At 71.1% G+C, this 13670-nt stretch carries 10 protein-coding genes; 3 read left to right on the top strand and 7 right to left on the bottom strand.

Going from position 1 to position 13670, the window contains the following annotated elements:
* Positions 1 to 40 precede the first annotated feature (40 nt).
* From QHF83_RS14280 to QHF83_RS14265, 4 genes are read right to left on the bottom strand one after another with little or no spacing between them, the layout of a single operon-like run.
* On the bottom strand, positions 41 to 460 hold the full coding sequence (locus QHF83_RS14280) for a zf-TFIIB domain-containing protein (RefSeq protein WP_282418366.1): 420 nt from the start codon (positions 458 to 460) through the stop codon (positions 41 to 43).
* Entirely contained in the window at positions 457 to 1977 is a 1521-nt protein-coding gene (gene malQ / locus QHF83_RS14275) for a 4-alpha-glucanotransferase (protein ID WP_282418365.1), read from the bottom strand. Before malQ ends, QHF83_RS14280 begins: the two co-directional genes overlap by 4 nt.
* Positions 1978 to 2021: 44 nt before the next feature.
* Positions 2022 to 6374: a hypothetical protein gene (locus QHF83_RS14270; protein WP_282418364.1), complete on the bottom strand. Its 4353-nt coding sequence runs from the start codon at positions 6372 to 6374 to the stop codon at positions 2022 to 2024.
* On the bottom strand, positions 6374 to 6874 hold the full coding sequence (locus QHF83_RS14265) for a hypothetical protein (protein WP_282418363.1): 501 nt from the start codon (positions 6872 to 6874) through the stop codon (positions 6374 to 6376). Before QHF83_RS14265 ends, QHF83_RS14270 begins: the two co-directional genes overlap by 1 nt.
* Before the next feature lie 38 nt (positions 6875 to 6912).
* Here QHF83_RS14265 and QHF83_RS14260 point away from each other — a divergent pair, with 38 nt between their 5' ends.
* Both QHF83_RS14260 and QHF83_RS14255 read left to right on the top strand, forming a co-directional pair.
* Positions 6913 to 7254, top strand: a complete 342-nt coding sequence (locus QHF83_RS14260) for a BolA family protein (RefSeq protein WP_282418362.1) — start codon at positions 6913 to 6915, stop codon at positions 7252 to 7254.
* 7 nt (positions 7255 to 7261) lie between these two features.
* Positions 7262 to 8071, top strand: coding sequence for a metallophosphoesterase (locus QHF83_RS14255; protein WP_282418361.1), 810 nt, complete (start codon positions 7262 to 7264; stop codon positions 8069 to 8071).
* A gap of 260 nt (positions 8072 to 8331) precedes the next feature.
* Here the strand turns inward: QHF83_RS14255 and QHF83_RS14250 are convergent, their stop codons facing one another.
* A complete protein-coding gene (locus QHF83_RS14250) occupies positions 8332 to 9714 on the bottom strand; it encodes an aldehyde dehydrogenase family protein (RefSeq protein ID WP_282418360.1) in 1383 nt (460 codons plus the stop codon).
* A 62-nt stretch (positions 9715 to 9776) separates the two neighbouring features.
* Here QHF83_RS14250 and QHF83_RS14245 point away from each other — a divergent pair, with 62 nt between their 5' ends.
* Positions 9777 to 10553, top strand: coding sequence for a Stp1/IreP family PP2C-type Ser/Thr phosphatase (locus tag QHF83_RS14245; RefSeq protein ID WP_282418359.1), 777 nt, complete (start codon positions 9777 to 9779; stop codon positions 10551 to 10553).
* A gap of 3 nt (positions 10554 to 10556) precedes the next feature.
* Here QHF83_RS14245 and QHF83_RS14240 read toward each other — a convergent pair whose 3' ends face one another.
* The gene (locus tag QHF83_RS14240; protein WP_282418358.1) at positions 10557 to 10730 is read right to left on the bottom strand and encodes a hypothetical protein; all 174 of its coding nucleotides are present in this window, start codon (positions 10728 to 10730) and stop codon (positions 10557 to 10559) included.
* Positions 10731 to 10807: 77 nt separating this feature from the next.
* Entirely contained in the window at positions 10808 to 13237 is a 2430-nt protein-coding gene (locus QHF83_RS14235) for a DUF2169 domain-containing protein (RefSeq protein WP_282418357.1), read from the bottom strand.
* Positions 13238 to 13670 lie beyond the last annotated feature (433 nt).

The raw sequence follows: 13670 nt of genomic DNA, 5'->3' as shown, positions 1-13670 counted from the left end.
CTGGTGCAAAGGCCGCGATGCGGTCGATGCAAAGGAGCTCTCAGGCGCCGAGGGAGCGTATTGCGTTGAGCATGCGTCGGAAGAGGCCTTCCTCCGGCGTGGGGGGCGTCGTGTCGTCGACGGGGCCGAGGGCCACGACCTCGGCGAGTTTGGTCGAGGGGACGAGGACGCCGGCGCAGCCGGGGCAGCGGAGGATCTCGGGGCCGTGGCCACGCAGATGCTCGGGCGCGAGCGCGTGCCGGCAGCGCGGGCAGATCCGCGCGCCGGGGTGCGACTGCGGGATCGCAGGGCGAACATCGACGGCGGCGGCGACGCTGGAGACGTCGCCGTCGAACCAGTCGATCCATACGGCATGGCAGTCGGCGCAGACGTCGACGACCGCGCCGGGGGTCACTCGTTCCTGGAGCAGGCCGCCGCAGAGCGGGCACTGCGGGGACGCGAGGCGGTACTGCTCGCTCATCGCGCGGCTCCAGGTGGCTCTGCGAGGCGTCCGTAGAGATCGGCGAGCTCGCGCAGGCGCATGGCCGTCTCGCGACGGAAGACGTCGCCGTGGAGCAGGAAGCGCCAGTTGTCGCGGGTCGTGGCGGGGTTGTTCATGCGCGCCTCGCTGCCGCGCGAGAGCACGTCCTGCATGGGGATGATCGCGGTGTTCGCCGTGGAGGCGAACGCGACGAGGATGAAGTCCCAGGCGATGTCCTGGCCGCTCACGCGGAGGTAGCGCTGCACGTGGTGGCGCACGTGCGGCGGCGCCGCGTTCCAGAAGCCCACGGTGGTGTCGTTGTCGTGCGTGCCCGGGTAGACGACGTTGTCCGGCTCGTGGTTGTGGGGCAGGTGCGTGTTGTCCGCGTCGCCGCCGAACGCGAACTGCAGCACGCGCATGCCGGGCAGGCCCGCGGCGCGGCGCAGCTCGTGGACGGCCTCGTCGATCATGCCGAGATCCTCGGCGACGAGCGGCATCTTGCCGTGACGCTCGAGCGCCTGGAAAAACGCGAGCCCGGGGCCCTTCACCCAGCGGCCGCCGCGCGCGTCGGGAGCGCCGAACGGGATCTCCCAGTACGCGGCGAACGCGCGGAAGTGATCGATGCGGGCGATGTCCGTGTGCGCGAGGACGCGGCGGAGGCGCGCGCGCCACCAGGCGAAGTTATCCTCGGCCATGCGATCCCAGCGGTAGATGGGGTTGCCCCAGAGCTGGCCGGTCTCGCTGAAGTAGTCCGGCGGCACGCCCGACACGCTCTGCGGCGTGCCGAGCTCGTCGAGGTGGAAGAGGTTTCGGTGCGCCCAGACGTCGACGCTGTTGCGATCGACGTAGATCGGCAGGTCGCCGACGATCCGCACGCCGCGCGAATGTGCGTAGGCGCGGAGCTCGCTCCATTGGTGCTCGAAGAAAAACAGGATGGCGATCTCGCGCTCGATCTCCTTCGCGTGCTCGGCCCGCGCCTTCTCGAGGGCGGCGGGCTCGCGGTCGCGCAGGGCGGGCTCCCAGTCCCACCAGGCCTTGCCGCCGTTCTTGCGCGAGAGCAGCCAGAAGAGCGCAGAGTCCTCGAGCCACGAGGCCTCGGCCTCGCGGAAGGCGGCGAGGGGCTTGCGCAGCGGGTGATCGGGGCTCGCGAGGAGGCGCTCGGCAGCGCGATCGAGGCGCGGCTCCTTGAAGGCGCGGACGGCGTCGAAGTCGACGACGCTCGCCGGCTTGAAGTCGTGCACGAGCTCCGAGGCGTCGAGCAGGCCGACCTCGTGCAGCCGGACGAGGTCGACGAGCAGCGGGTTGCCGGCGAAGGCGGACCAGCAGACGTAGGGGCAGTTGTTGCTGGTCGGGTTGAGGGGCAGGACCTGCCAGAGGCCGAGCCCGGCCTGGGCCAGCCAGTCGAGGAAGCGCCGCGCAGAGGCGCCGAGATCCCCCATGCCGTAAGGGCCGGGCAGGGAGGTCGGGTGCAGGAGGATGCCCGCCTCGCGGCGGGGTTTGTCAGGGGCCTGGGTCATGCGAACGTCTCCTCATCGGCGGGCCGAAAAGCGGGCGGACGATATCATCGCCGGGCCTTCTGCGTGATCCTTTGCAGCGCGGCCGAGACCGCCTCCCGCGCGAGTTTTTCCCGGGCCTCGGGATCCGTCTCGGGCTTCTGCATGGCCCGGACCGCCTCGCAGGCGGCCTTGTCCGCGGGCGGGAGCGTGACGCAGAAGAGATCGTACGAGCGCGAAGCGGGCTCGGCGAGGGCGGGCTCCTTCACGAGGATGGCCGCGGCGTGCGCGAGGACGAGGGCGAAGAGCGACGCCTGCGGGGTGGTGTCGAGCCATCGCGAGACGAACGTGGGGCTCCTCGCGAGCTTGGCCAGCACGTCCCAACGGCTCCGCGCGAGGCCGAGCTCGGTCGCGAAGACGAGCACCGAGAGGTTGCGGTTGCGATCGGAGAGGGCCGCCGTGTCCGCGTCGAGCGCGGCGAGATCATCGAGCGCGGCGTCGTCGAGCGTGGCGCAGTTGACGGCGACGCTGAGCGTGTCGGCGCGGAGGCTCGGTCCGAGGAGCTTCGACCGGCCGATCGAGCGGGCGGCCGTGACGAGGCTCGGGTTGCAGTGGGTCGGCTGGCGCTGGCGGGCAAGCAGGACGGCGGCGTCGTAGACGCGGCCGGCCGAGGAGAGCTCGAGTGTGGCGCGTGTGAACGCGTCGGGGTCGTAGTTCTTCTGTTCCATGCCGCCGAGGAACGCGTCGAGGGCGGGCAGGGGGCCGGCGCAGGCCTTGCCGGTGTCGCCGCGGCGGATCCGCGGGAGCTTGCGGAGCGCGCCGCCGGCGCGGAGCGAGAGGGCGAGGGAGTAGGCGTCACACGCGGGCGCTTCGTAGCCGCCGAGCTCGACCTTGTCCTCGGTGCAGGCGAGGGGTTCGCCGAGCACGGCGAGGGCGCGCGCCGCGCGATCGAGCACGGGTTTTGCCGCTGGCATGCCGGCGAAGGCGACGGGGGGCGTGGAGAGGATGTCCCGCAGCGCGGCGTCGTCGGTGTCGCCTTCGAGCGTGGCGCGGACGAGGGACCAGAGGTCGCCGGCGAGCAAGGGCATGCCAGCGTCGGCGGCGAGGACGGCCGTGACGGCGAGGACCGCGCGCGCGTCGGCGGCGATGGTCTTCGGGTCGGGCGGGCCGAGGGAGCGGCCGCCGAGGCGAACGCCGAAGATCGCGGCGTCGATCGCGCGGGAGGCGGCGGAGGCGCCGCGCTCGACGTCGCCGTCGAGGAAGTGGTAAGCGGCGTCGATCGCCGCGGCGTGCACGTAGTAGCGCGCGGCTTCGGTGTCGCGCTCGGGGCCGGCGATCGGCGCGAGACGCGCGACGAACGAACCCTCGGGCTTGCCGGGCGAGCGCACGCCGAGGCCCATCTGGAACGTGGACGAGCCTTCGACCAGGCCCGCGCCGAAGGAGACGTCGAAGCTCACGTTGAAGACCTTGGAGACGGTCTTCTCCTCGTAGCGGTACGACATGCGGGGCATCACGAGCCCGCTCGACTCGGCCTTCGCGAGGAACGCGTCGAGTTTTTCGCGCGCCTTCGTGCGGTCGCCGGTGTTCGCGAGCTTCATCGCGTCCATCACGGAGACCACGGCATCCGCGGCCGCGGGATCCTCGCAGGCGCGCGCGACCGCTCCGCGCATGCCCTCGGCGTACTCGCTCGGGCGCGGCGGCTCTCCATGGCGCGCCCGGAAGACCTCACGCGCGAACCGCAGGGCCCAGCCGAGCTCGGAGGCGCCGTCGGACGCCGCGGCGATCGCGGTGTCGGGCGGCGGTTTGTCCGTGGCGACCGAGACGAGCACGCCGCCGAGCAGACAAAAATCGGCCTGATCACGCTTCCCCTGCGCTCGCAAGGTGCTGGAGAGCGAGACGAGCAGCGCATCGAGCCCGCCTTGCGTGTTCTCCACGGCGGCGGCGCGAGCGAGCTCGTCGAGGAGGCCGACCGTCGTGCCCGCGTGTTCGTCGCGGAAGATCGCGGCGAGCGCGCCGAGCAGGCGCTTCACGCGCGTCGGGTCGATCGACGACGCCTTCGGCTCTGCGAGGTACGTCCGGACGAGGCCGTAGATCGACGTGATCGCGTCGGCGAACGCGCGCTCGTCCCACTCGGCGAGCCCGGCCTGCACGGCGCGCTCGGCGTCCGCCGTAGGGATCACGAACGCGAACGGCGTCGCCTTGCTCTTGCGCGGCGACGCGAGGTCGATCGCGTCCGACAGGATCGTCACGACGAACCGCGCGCGGCGGATCGTCGCGCCATCCCCCTTGGCGTACGAAGGGCTCGCGAGGATGCGCCTCCGCACGTCACCGAGCCGCGCGAGCACGCGCCTGGCCGCGGGGCTCGGCCCGCTCTTCGCGCCGCCACACTTCGGCTCGGATCCGGAGGGCTTGTCGAGGAGGATCGTGGCGAGCGCGGAGATCGTTTGATCCCCAAGGGTCACCACGTCCTCGAGCAGGCCCGCGGGCATGGGCTCCGCGCCGTCGCCGAGGCCGGCGATCGCCTCGCGCAGAGCATCCCGCGCGGCCTTGCGATCGGCGGGGAAGCGGGCGGGGTCCGCGGCCTCGGGGTCGAGCTTGCCGGCGCTCCCGAGCGCGAGATAACGGGCCACGCTCGCGGCGAGGCGCGCGAGCGGGCGCCGCGCGACGGACGGATCGGCGAGGGCCTGCCCGATCCGCGCCGCGGCCGCGTCGAGATCGGGTCGATCACCGAGGAGCAGGCGCACGAGCACGTCGGCGGTGAAGAGCCCGGCCACGCCCCAGCCGCTCTGCTTGGCGAGATCCCCGTCGAGCTTCGTGCGAAACGCGCCGAGCAGGCCCGTGTAGAACGCGCTCTGGATCGCCGCCGGATACGCCGTCGCGGCCAGGGCTCCGGTGAAGGCGGCCTCGAAGACCTCGGCCGCGTCCTTCGCGCGGGCGAGCCGCTCCTCGATCGTGCGCCGCAGCAGATCGACGAGCGCGTCCCGCAGCGGCGCGTCGGAGACGAGGCCGGGGGCGTACGCGAGCGTGACCACGCTCATCGAGCGCAGGCGATCGGGGTGGGCCTGGTGGAGCTGCGAGAGCGCAGCGAGGTGGGCGGAGACGAGCGTGGAGACACGCCGGTACGAGGGTGTCTGCGCAAGCGAGATCCCCGAGAGCTCGCCGCGCTGCTGCGTGAGCGCGAAGGCGTGGGCCCACGTCGTACGGGCGTCGTCCACGGCGCGAACGAAGGTGTCGTACCGGGGGAGCCACTCCGCGAGCGGAAGCAGGTTCTTCCGGGTCGCGTCGAGCGTGAGCGAGGGCGTGAGCGCGCGGCCCATCGCGTACGCGAAGACGAGATCGTCGGGCCCCTGGAAGCTCGGCGGCGCCGCGGTGACGCACGCCTCCTGGGGGCCGAAGAGCGCGCGGATCCCCTCGCGTTTGCCCTCCGGCACGGCCGCGAGGATGGCGTCACCGAGCACCTTCCAGGTCGCGCCGTCGTCCTCGGCGGCCCGGACGCGCAGGAGGTGCCCGTACGGCGTGCCGTCGCGGAGCGTGTCCGGGCCGGTGGGCCCGCTCGAACGAGCATTCGGATAAGGCGAGATCCACGGGCCCGGCGGAGGTTCGAGCGCGATGCCCGCGCTCTCGAGGAGCGTGAGCAGGTACCTGCCACGGAGCACGGGTTCGGCTTCTTCCGAAGGGTGCGACGGCTGGCGCTGGCTTCGCGTTCGGCGCCGATCGAGCAGCTCGTACAGGCGCTCGGCCTCGCTGGCCGCGTCGACGTAGCGGAAGCTCGCGGCGTGCTCCGCGGCGCGCCTCGCCGCTTGCGCGATGTCGAGGTCGAGCTCGATCAAGGCATCGAGATCCCGCGCGATCACGTCCTTCACGACGGGCGGCAAACCGCCCATGAACGGGCGGAGCGGATCGTTCGGAAAGATCTCCGCCAGCATCCCGGCGTCGACACGGACGCGCGCGATCGTCTCCCAGCCGAGCGACGTCCCCATCGCGGCGAGCAGAAGCGCCTCGTCGATCGACTCCAGCCGAGGCAGCGGCGCGGTCCGGATCTCCACGCCTCCTCTGCGCTCGGAGACCCGCGGCGAGGAGCTGTCGTCGTGCTCGCGCAGGACGACGGACTTCGCGCCGCGCGCCTTCGGCTCGGACTTCACGGCGCGCCAGAGCGACGCCCATCGGTCGGCCGTGTCGCGCTCGGCTCGCGCGGCGGCGTACGCATCGAGCAACGCCGTCGGATCTCGCTCTTCCCGCGCGGCCGCGGCGATCGCGCCTTCGCACGTCGAGAGCGCGGCCTTGTCGCAGCGGACCTCCGACGTCGGCGTTGTCTTCGGCGGCGGCGGCGCGACGCAGCTCCCCGCGGCCAGGAGCAAGGCCATCGCGGAGACGATCGCGCGTGCAGCCTGTTTCCCGCGGCTCGAGCGTCGCGCCAGCATCACGCACCTCCGCCCGTGTCGCACGAGGGCGCGGTCGTGATCGTCCGCGTCGCGCGGAGCACGCTCCCTTCGCCGCCTTGCAGCGGATCGCCCTCGTCGTCCACCGCGACGATCTCCACGTTGAACGTGTCGTACCGATCCGCCACGCCGATCATCGGGAACTCCACGACCGTCCCCGAGCCGCGGCTCACGACCTTGCCGTTCGCCGACAGCTCGAGGTGTCCGCACGCCGTCGTGTCCCCGCAGTACCCGGGCGGCCTGAGGAAGAGCGCTTTTACTTCGAGCACGAAGGGAATCCGCACGTCCGGCGCCTCGCCGATCGAGACGCAGGCACCTTCCGCGGGGCTCTTGATGGAGATCGTGGGCGGGTCGGTCTCGATCGTCTCCGTGGTGGTGTCGTCGCTCTCCTCGGTGCAGCCGGCGAGCAGGGCCGCGCAGAGGACGAGCGAGGGCCCCGAGGCGCGCAAGGAGCGCAAGAAAGCATGCGGAAAGCGTGTCATCGCGCCTTTGTAACCCAGGCCCGAGCAGGATGGGAGGGATGCGCTATCCTCGCCGCGTGTCACGCCAGGAGAGAATCGAGCAGAAGCTCACCGAGGCCCTCGCGCCCGTGTTCCTCGCGGTCGAGAACGAGAGCAAGAACCACAACGTGCCCGCGGGCTCCGAGACGCACTTCAAGGTGCTCGTCGTGAGCCCCGCCTTCGAGGGCCTCGGCACGATCGACAGGCATCGCAAGGTGCACACGGCCCTCGCGACCGAGCTGCGCTCGGGCCTGCACGCGCTCACACTCCGCGCGCTCACGCCCGCGCAGTACGAGGCCGAAGGCAGCCAGGGCTTCCAGTCGCCGCCCTGTCTCGGCGGCTCGAAGCACGACAAGAAGTGAGATCCGCATGCTCACGCTCGGCCTGATCACGGATCTCCACTTCGGCCCCGAAGCTGGATTCGCGGGCAAGCTGCGCAAGTTGACGCGCAGCGCCCCCAGCCTCGCGAAGGCCTTCGTCGCCCGCATGAACGACGTCGTGAAGCCCGACCTCGTCGTGAACCTCGGCGACGACATCGAGGACGAAGGGCACGACGCCGATCTCGCCCGCTACGCCGCATGCGTGAACCTTCTACGAGGCGCGCGCGCCGAGCTCGTGAACGTCGCAGGCAACCACGACACCGCGCACCTCGCGCCTTCGGAGCTCCTCTCGGTCTGGCAACGCCCCGACCTCGATCGGCTCTACCACTCGTTCGATCGCGGCAGCTTCCACTTCGTCGTGCTCCACACGCGCGAGCGCAAGGATCGCGACGTCACCGTGGGCGAAGAGCAGCTCCGCTGGCTGCGCGAGGATCTCGCCGCGACCCACGCGCCGACCATCGTCCTCATGCACCACAGCGCAGCCGATCAGGACCTCCGCGGCAACCGCTGGTTCGAAGGCTCGCCTCACATCTGTCTCGTCGAGGAGCGTCGCGCGCTCCGCGCAATCCTGCGCGAGAGCGGCATCGTGCGCGCCGTCTTCAACGGTCACCTGCACTGGAACCACCTCGACGTGATCGACGGCATCCCGTTCGTCACGCTGCAGAGCCTCATCGAGAACCTCGACGACGACGCGCCCGGTCGCCCCGCCGCCGCACACGCCGTCGTGCACCTCGAGCCAAACCGCATCGTCGTGAAGGTCGAAGGCGCAGAGCGCGCGACCTACCAGTTCGAAGCGTAGGCGCAGCGCCGGGGTTTCACCCCGGACCCCGACCAGGGGTTGTCCACCCCTGGACCCGGGACCAGCGCAAGCGCTGGACTCGGGGTCGATGAACTGCGCGATGCGCAGTTCATCGAACGGGCCAGGTCAAGACCGGCGACGTTCGGGCCCGTCGGATGAACCGCGCATCGCGCGGTTCATCCGCCCTCGGTCCAGGCCGTGCCTGGTCCGGGGTGCAGGGGGCGGACAGCCCCCTGCTGGGGTGCGGGGCAACGCCCCGCTCAGAGCTTGAAGTTCAGCGCCTTTGGCCGTGTGAGGTGCAGGAAGCCGAGCGTGGACAGGGTCGAGCCTTTGCCGCTGTCCTTCACGCCGGTCCATGGCAGGGCTGGGTCGAGCGTGTCGCACTGGTTCATGTAGACAGTGCCTACATCGAGCTGCTTTGCGAGCCGCACTGCGCGCTCTCGGTCCTGCGTCCAGATGCTCGCTGTGAGACCGAGATCGCTGTCGTTCGCCAGCGCCACGGCCTCCTCGTCCGAGCCCACGGCCGCGATCGGCAGCACGGGACCGAACGTCTCGACTCGCATCACGTCCATGCGTGGATCGACGTTCACGAGCAGCGTGGGCTCGAAGAAACGCCCGCGCCCGTCCACCTGCGTTCGTTTGCCTCCCAAGAGAACCTTCGCGCCTGCGGCGATCGCGCGATCGATCTGCGCCTGGATGAACGCTGGGTGATGTGGCTGCGCGATCGGACCCATGTTCGTCTCGGCGACCATCGGATCGCCGAGACGGTAGGTCTTCATGAGCGCGAGACACCCCTCGACGAACTTCTCGTACAAGCTCCGGTGCACGTAGACGCGCTCGACCGCGCAGCAGCTCTGGCCCGCGTTGTAGCAAGCGCCGTCGACGATGTTCTCGATCGCCTTCTCGAGATCGGCGTCCGCCGCCACGTAGGCCGCGTCCTTGCCGCCGAGCTCGAGCCCCACGTCCACGAAGCGCGCGGCCGCCGCCGCGGCGTACACCTTGTGCCCCCCCGCCACCGAGCCTGTGAACGCCACGTGATCCACGCGCGGATCGGCCACGATGCGCCCTGCCATCTCGTGATCGCAGTGCAGCGCCTGGACGAGCCCGGCCGGCGCCCCCGCATCACGCAGTGCGTCGGCGAAGTGCTCCCCGCAGAGCGGCGACCGCGGCGAGTGCTTCAGGATCACCGCGTTCCCCGCGAGAACGGCCGGGATCACCACGTTCACGGCCGTGAGCAGCGGGTAGTTCCATGCAGGCAGGTTGAACACCACCCCCAGTGGGGCCCGGGCGATCCGCCGCTCGAAGCCCTCCTGGGACGGCAACACCGTGTCCGCGAGCGACGCCTCCGCGATGCTCGCCATGTACCGGGCGCGCTTGGCCATCCCGCCCACCTCGCCACGCGCCTGACGCAGGGGCTTGCCCATCATGGCCGTGATGTCGGCCGCGATCGCCTCTGCCCGCTCTTCCATGCGTGAAACGGCCGCGAGGCACAGGGCCACGCGGTCCTTCACCGGCGTGGGGGCGAAGGCCCGGGCGGCCGCGCGGGCGGCATCCAGGGCCTGATCGACCTCTCCCGCTTCGGCGAGGGGGCGTCTGACGGCTACATCGAGGGTGTAGGGGTTGTCGACGACGAGCTCCAGCATGAGGAGCAAGCTTGTTTAGGACCTGTTCGTCGGCCAGAAAATGTTCGTACAATGCCCGGCGGATGCGAGCAGTCGCGGCAGGCCTATCCGACGTGGGCAGACAGCGGCACCACAACGAGGATCGCTTCATCCTTCTGCCTGAGTTCAACGTGTTCGTCGTCGCGGACGGCATGGGTGGACATCAGTCCGGAGAGGTGGCGAGCCGCATGGCCGCGAGCTCTATCGCCAAGTACTTCCGCAACGAGTGCAAGCCCGACGTGACCGTCGGCCAGCGCCTCCGCGCCGCCGTGCTCGAGGCGAACGCGAAGATCTACGCTCGCGCCGACGACTCGCGCTTGCACCGCGGCATGGGCACGACCGTCGTCGCGGGCGCGTACGCGCCGGACGATCGCACCTTCTTCGTGGCCCACGCGGGCGACAGCCGTTGCTACCGACTGCGCGGCGACGAGATCAAGCAGCTCACGCGCGACCACTCGCTCATCTCGGACGCGCTGCTCGAGCGGCCCGATCTCACCGAGCTCGATCTCAAGTACCTGCCGAGGAACGTCATCACGCGCGCGCTCGGCATCAGCCCGACGGTCGACGTCGACCTGCGCGCCGAGCGCGTCGAGCCGCACGACGTCTTCGTCCTCTGCTCCGACGGCCTGCACGGGCTCGTGTCCGACGAAGAGATCGCAACCATCGTGCACGACAACGCGATCCTCACCGAGGCGTGCACGCGCCTCGTCGAGGCGGCGAACGCGAACGGCGGACGCGACAACATCACGGTCGTGCTGATCCGCATCGAGCCGGACGATCCGCCCTGGGCCGGCCGCCGCGCGAACTTCGCGCGCGCCTGAGGATTACGGCCTCCGTCCGATCGTCCCGGCCCGGAAGTACCAGGCGAGCGCGAGCACGGCGATCACCAGGAGCACCACCCAGAACCACGGCGTTCGGGTCCTGACGGCCTCGTTCGTCTCTGCCATCTGCGCCGCGAAGAGGTTCGCGGCGACGAGGATCGCGGTCGGTGCGTTCATCTTCGCCTCCCACCGCGCACGTTGGGCCGGCGGGCGAGGCGTCAATTCTTCACGCCGCGGTCACGTCATCGATCACGTCATCGATCACTCGACCGTGGCCGCGAGGGCGTGGCCGCCTCGGCGAACGTCGCGCCGCGGCCGTCGGGGTGCACCCGCGCGTAGGCCCGGCGCGCCGAGGCCAGCGCCTCCCGCACGCGCGCTCGGAAGGCCGGATCGGCCTCCATGCGCTCCTGCCAGACGCGCTCGATCCGCACGAGGCAGATGCGCGCGAGGCCGAGCTCCGCGAGCACCACGTCGGCGTCGCTGTGCTCGACCGAGAACATCAGCCGCGCGTAGTCGGCGATCTCCAGCGCGCCTCGCTCGATCTCGAGCTGCTGCACGTACGCCCGATCGTAGGCGAGCCGGAGCTCGGACCGACCTTGCTCGGTCTCGGCGCGGATCGCGCCTATCCACGTCCGCTCGGTCGACACCCAGCGCTGCTCCGACAAACCCATCTCCGACAGGATGCGAGCGCGGTCCTCCGGGCGGCGATCGATCCGAGCGGCCACGGTCGCGCATTGTTCGAGCGGTAGCTCCGCGGCCATGAGCAGCGGCGCGGCCATGCTCGCCGTCGAGGGACGGCGACGATCACCCGACGGGCGCGGGGTCTCGACCGCGACGACCGAAGGCTTCGGCGACGGCGTCACCGGCGCGGAGGGCAGGGCGGGGCCGGACGAGGCCACGGCCGACGCCGCGAAGAAGGCTGCGTTCTCCGCCGGCGAGACGGGCGCTGCGCTCACGGGCGTCGCGACGGACGGGCCCTTCGAATCGGTCCACGTGAGGAGCGCGGGGGCGCGCTGGGTCGTGGGCGGCGCGTCGAGCAGCCGACCACTCGCGGCGGCGGCCCCGCCGGGCAACGTGGGAGGCGGCGCGAGCGTCCCCGTCTTTCGCGTGCTCGGCACCAGCGTCGGCGGCGCGAGCGTATCGCGCTCCGTGATCACGCCGAAGCTCTCCGCCGGCGGCGGGCTCGTCGTTCCCGTGCGCGCGGTCGCGGGCGCGCGATCGGCCGGATCTTCTTCCTCTTCGTCTGGCGTGTGCTCGCCCTGCGAAACGCTCGTCGGCGTGGGGGGCGGTGGCAGCCGCATCGCGGCCGCGTCGCCCGGCCAAACGTCCGTCTCCCAGGACGTCTCGACGTGCGCGGGCCGCTCGTCCCCGACCTCTCCGCGCGTGGCGCGCTCGACGAGCTCGGCTGGCCCGGGGAAGGCCGCGTCCACGACGAACCTCGACGACGCGCGATCCTCGATGAGGCGCTCTCCCGACGGCGGGATCGGCACCGAGCTGTCGCGCGGGCGCGCGGGAAGGCCACCGCCGCTCGCGAGCGCGAGCGGCTCGACGGGGAGCGAGGCCGGCTCTTCCGGCGTGTGCTGCACGGGCGCGCTCGGCAGGAGCGTGTACCCCTCGTCCTCGGCGATCTCGCCCTCGAAGGGGCGGGGCAGGATGGGCCTGGGGCTCGAGTCCTCGGGCGGGACGGGGGGCGACTCCACGTCTTCGAGGCTCACGGTCATCTCGGGGCTCTCGGAGGCCACGATGATCCGGCCGAGCGCGTGCTCGTCGGGCTCGTGCACCGGCGTCGATCCACGCCAGGACACGACGGCCACGAGACGCACGCCGTCGATCCAGATCGTGTCGAGACGCACGTCGACCTCGAACGGCCGCAGCGAACCCTGGTGCGCGTAAAACACGCGCGGGCGGATGTTCGGCAGCTTCGACTCGAAGCGCGAGGCCTTGCGGGTCAGGTGTTCGAGCACGATCACGGGCGCGGGCTCGAGCTCGTCGATCTGCTGCTCGATCGGGGCGCAATTGAAGAGCGAGAAGGGGAGCGACTCGGGGGCCATCGCGTGCTCGGTGCGGATGCGACGCGCGAACATGACGGCATCATCCGGGGCGCCGCGGTGCTCGGCGCGCCAGCGGATCGGCAGCGGGCCGAAGCCCGGCGTCGCGTTGGGCGGACACGTCTCGCTCGTCTCGATGCGCGGCAAGGGCCAGCCTGCGCTCCCGGCGCCGCTGGGGATGCCGCTCATGTTCTCGCCTTGCATCGCGGCGAGCTCGTAACGGAGCGGGATCGCGGAGAACCGCTCGGGGGCGCTCGGACGCAGGCTGCCGGTGTGCCCGGGCATCCATACGCGTGGCCCGCAGACGCGCAGCGACTTCTCGAAATGCCCCACGCGCAGGCGCGGCACGAGCATCTCCGTCGGCACGCCGCCCGGGGCGAACGCGCGGCCCGAGAACGCGACGTCGACCTTCGGCTTGTAGGGGACGAAGTCACTCGGCGCGAAGAGCGCCGCTTGCGGGTTGTGATCCCAGGAGATATCGCCGTGCGCCGTGTCTTGCTTCGGCGCCAGAAGGGCCGTCTCGCCGTGGACCAGCGTGAACGTCGCCTTCACCCCGATCGTGAGGCGATAGCCTCCGGGGTGCTCTTCCCACACCACGGTGGCGACGCTGAATGGGCAGAGTCGGACGATCTCCAATGCGGGGAGGGTAGCTTAACGCGAGCAGGTTGGGAAAGATTTCCTCGCGGGATCCCCGAATCTTTCGTGCCCTCGAGCTCTTCCGCTCCATCGACTGTGACAATTGTCACAATTGCGGCGCAACGTGGGATTTGCCCGATCCAGCGGACGCGAGTGCGGCGCGAGACGCTGCGGTGCGTCGGGCCGAATGCAGCCGGGACCGACCGCCGGCGCGTGTGACAACCCATTGGCGGAAGGGCGGTCCGTCCATACTGCCCCGACTCGCCGTTTCTCCCGTCCCACCCCCGGGCACGCCCGGCGGCCCACGATCCGTCGTACCCGAAGGGGACGCCCCGCGGGCCGCGACGGGCCGCACAGTCGCGCGCCCATTGCGAGGACATGCGGGATGACGCACGGGCGCGCCGGCCATTGAACCATTTCCGTGTCGACCGCG

The organism is Polyangium sp. 15x6 (genome assembly GCF_029960785.1).
Lineage (GTDB): Bacteria > Myxococcota_A > Polyangia > Polyangiales > Polyangiaceae > Polyangium.
The sequence above is the reverse complement of the archived record's forward strand: the minus strand, read 5'-3'. Positions and strand labels throughout refer to the sequence as shown.

Bases quoted from the DNA above. Each gene is read 5' to 3' on its own strand.
- QHF83_RS14245 (WP_282418359.1), top strand. From the start codon at position 9,777: ATGCGAGCAGTCGCGGCAGGCCTATCCGACGTGGGCAGACAGCGGCAC.
- QHF83_RS14265 (WP_282418363.1), bottom strand. From the start codon at position 6,874: ATGACACGCTTTCCGCATGCTTTCTTGCGCTCCTTGCGCGCCTCGGGG.
- QHF83_RS14260 (WP_282418362.1), top strand. From the start codon at position 6,913: ATGCGCTATCCTCGCCGCGTGTCACGCCAGGAGAGAATCGAGCAGAAG.
- QHF83_RS14240 (WP_282418358.1), bottom strand. From the start codon at position 10,730: ATGAACGCACCGACCGCGATCCTCGTCGCCGCGAACCTCTTCGCGGCG.
- QHF83_RS14280 (WP_282418366.1), bottom strand. From the start codon at position 460: ATGAGCGAGCAGTACCGCCTCGCGTCCCCGCAGTGCCCGCTCTGCGGC.
- malQ (WP_282418365.1), bottom strand. From the start codon at position 1,977: ATGACCCAGGCCCCTGACAAACCCCGCCGCGAGGCGGGCATCCTCCTG.
- QHF83_RS14255 (WP_282418361.1), top strand. From the start codon at position 7,262: ATGCTCACGCTCGGCCTGATCACGGATCTCCACTTCGGCCCCGAAGCT.
- QHF83_RS14250 (WP_282418360.1), bottom strand. From the start codon at position 9,714: ATGCTGGAGCTCGTCGTCGACAACCCCTACACCCTCGATGTAGCCGTC.
- QHF83_RS14270 (WP_282418364.1), bottom strand. From the start codon at position 6,374: ATGCTGGCGCGACGCTCGAGCCGCGGGAAACAGGCTGCACGCGCGATC.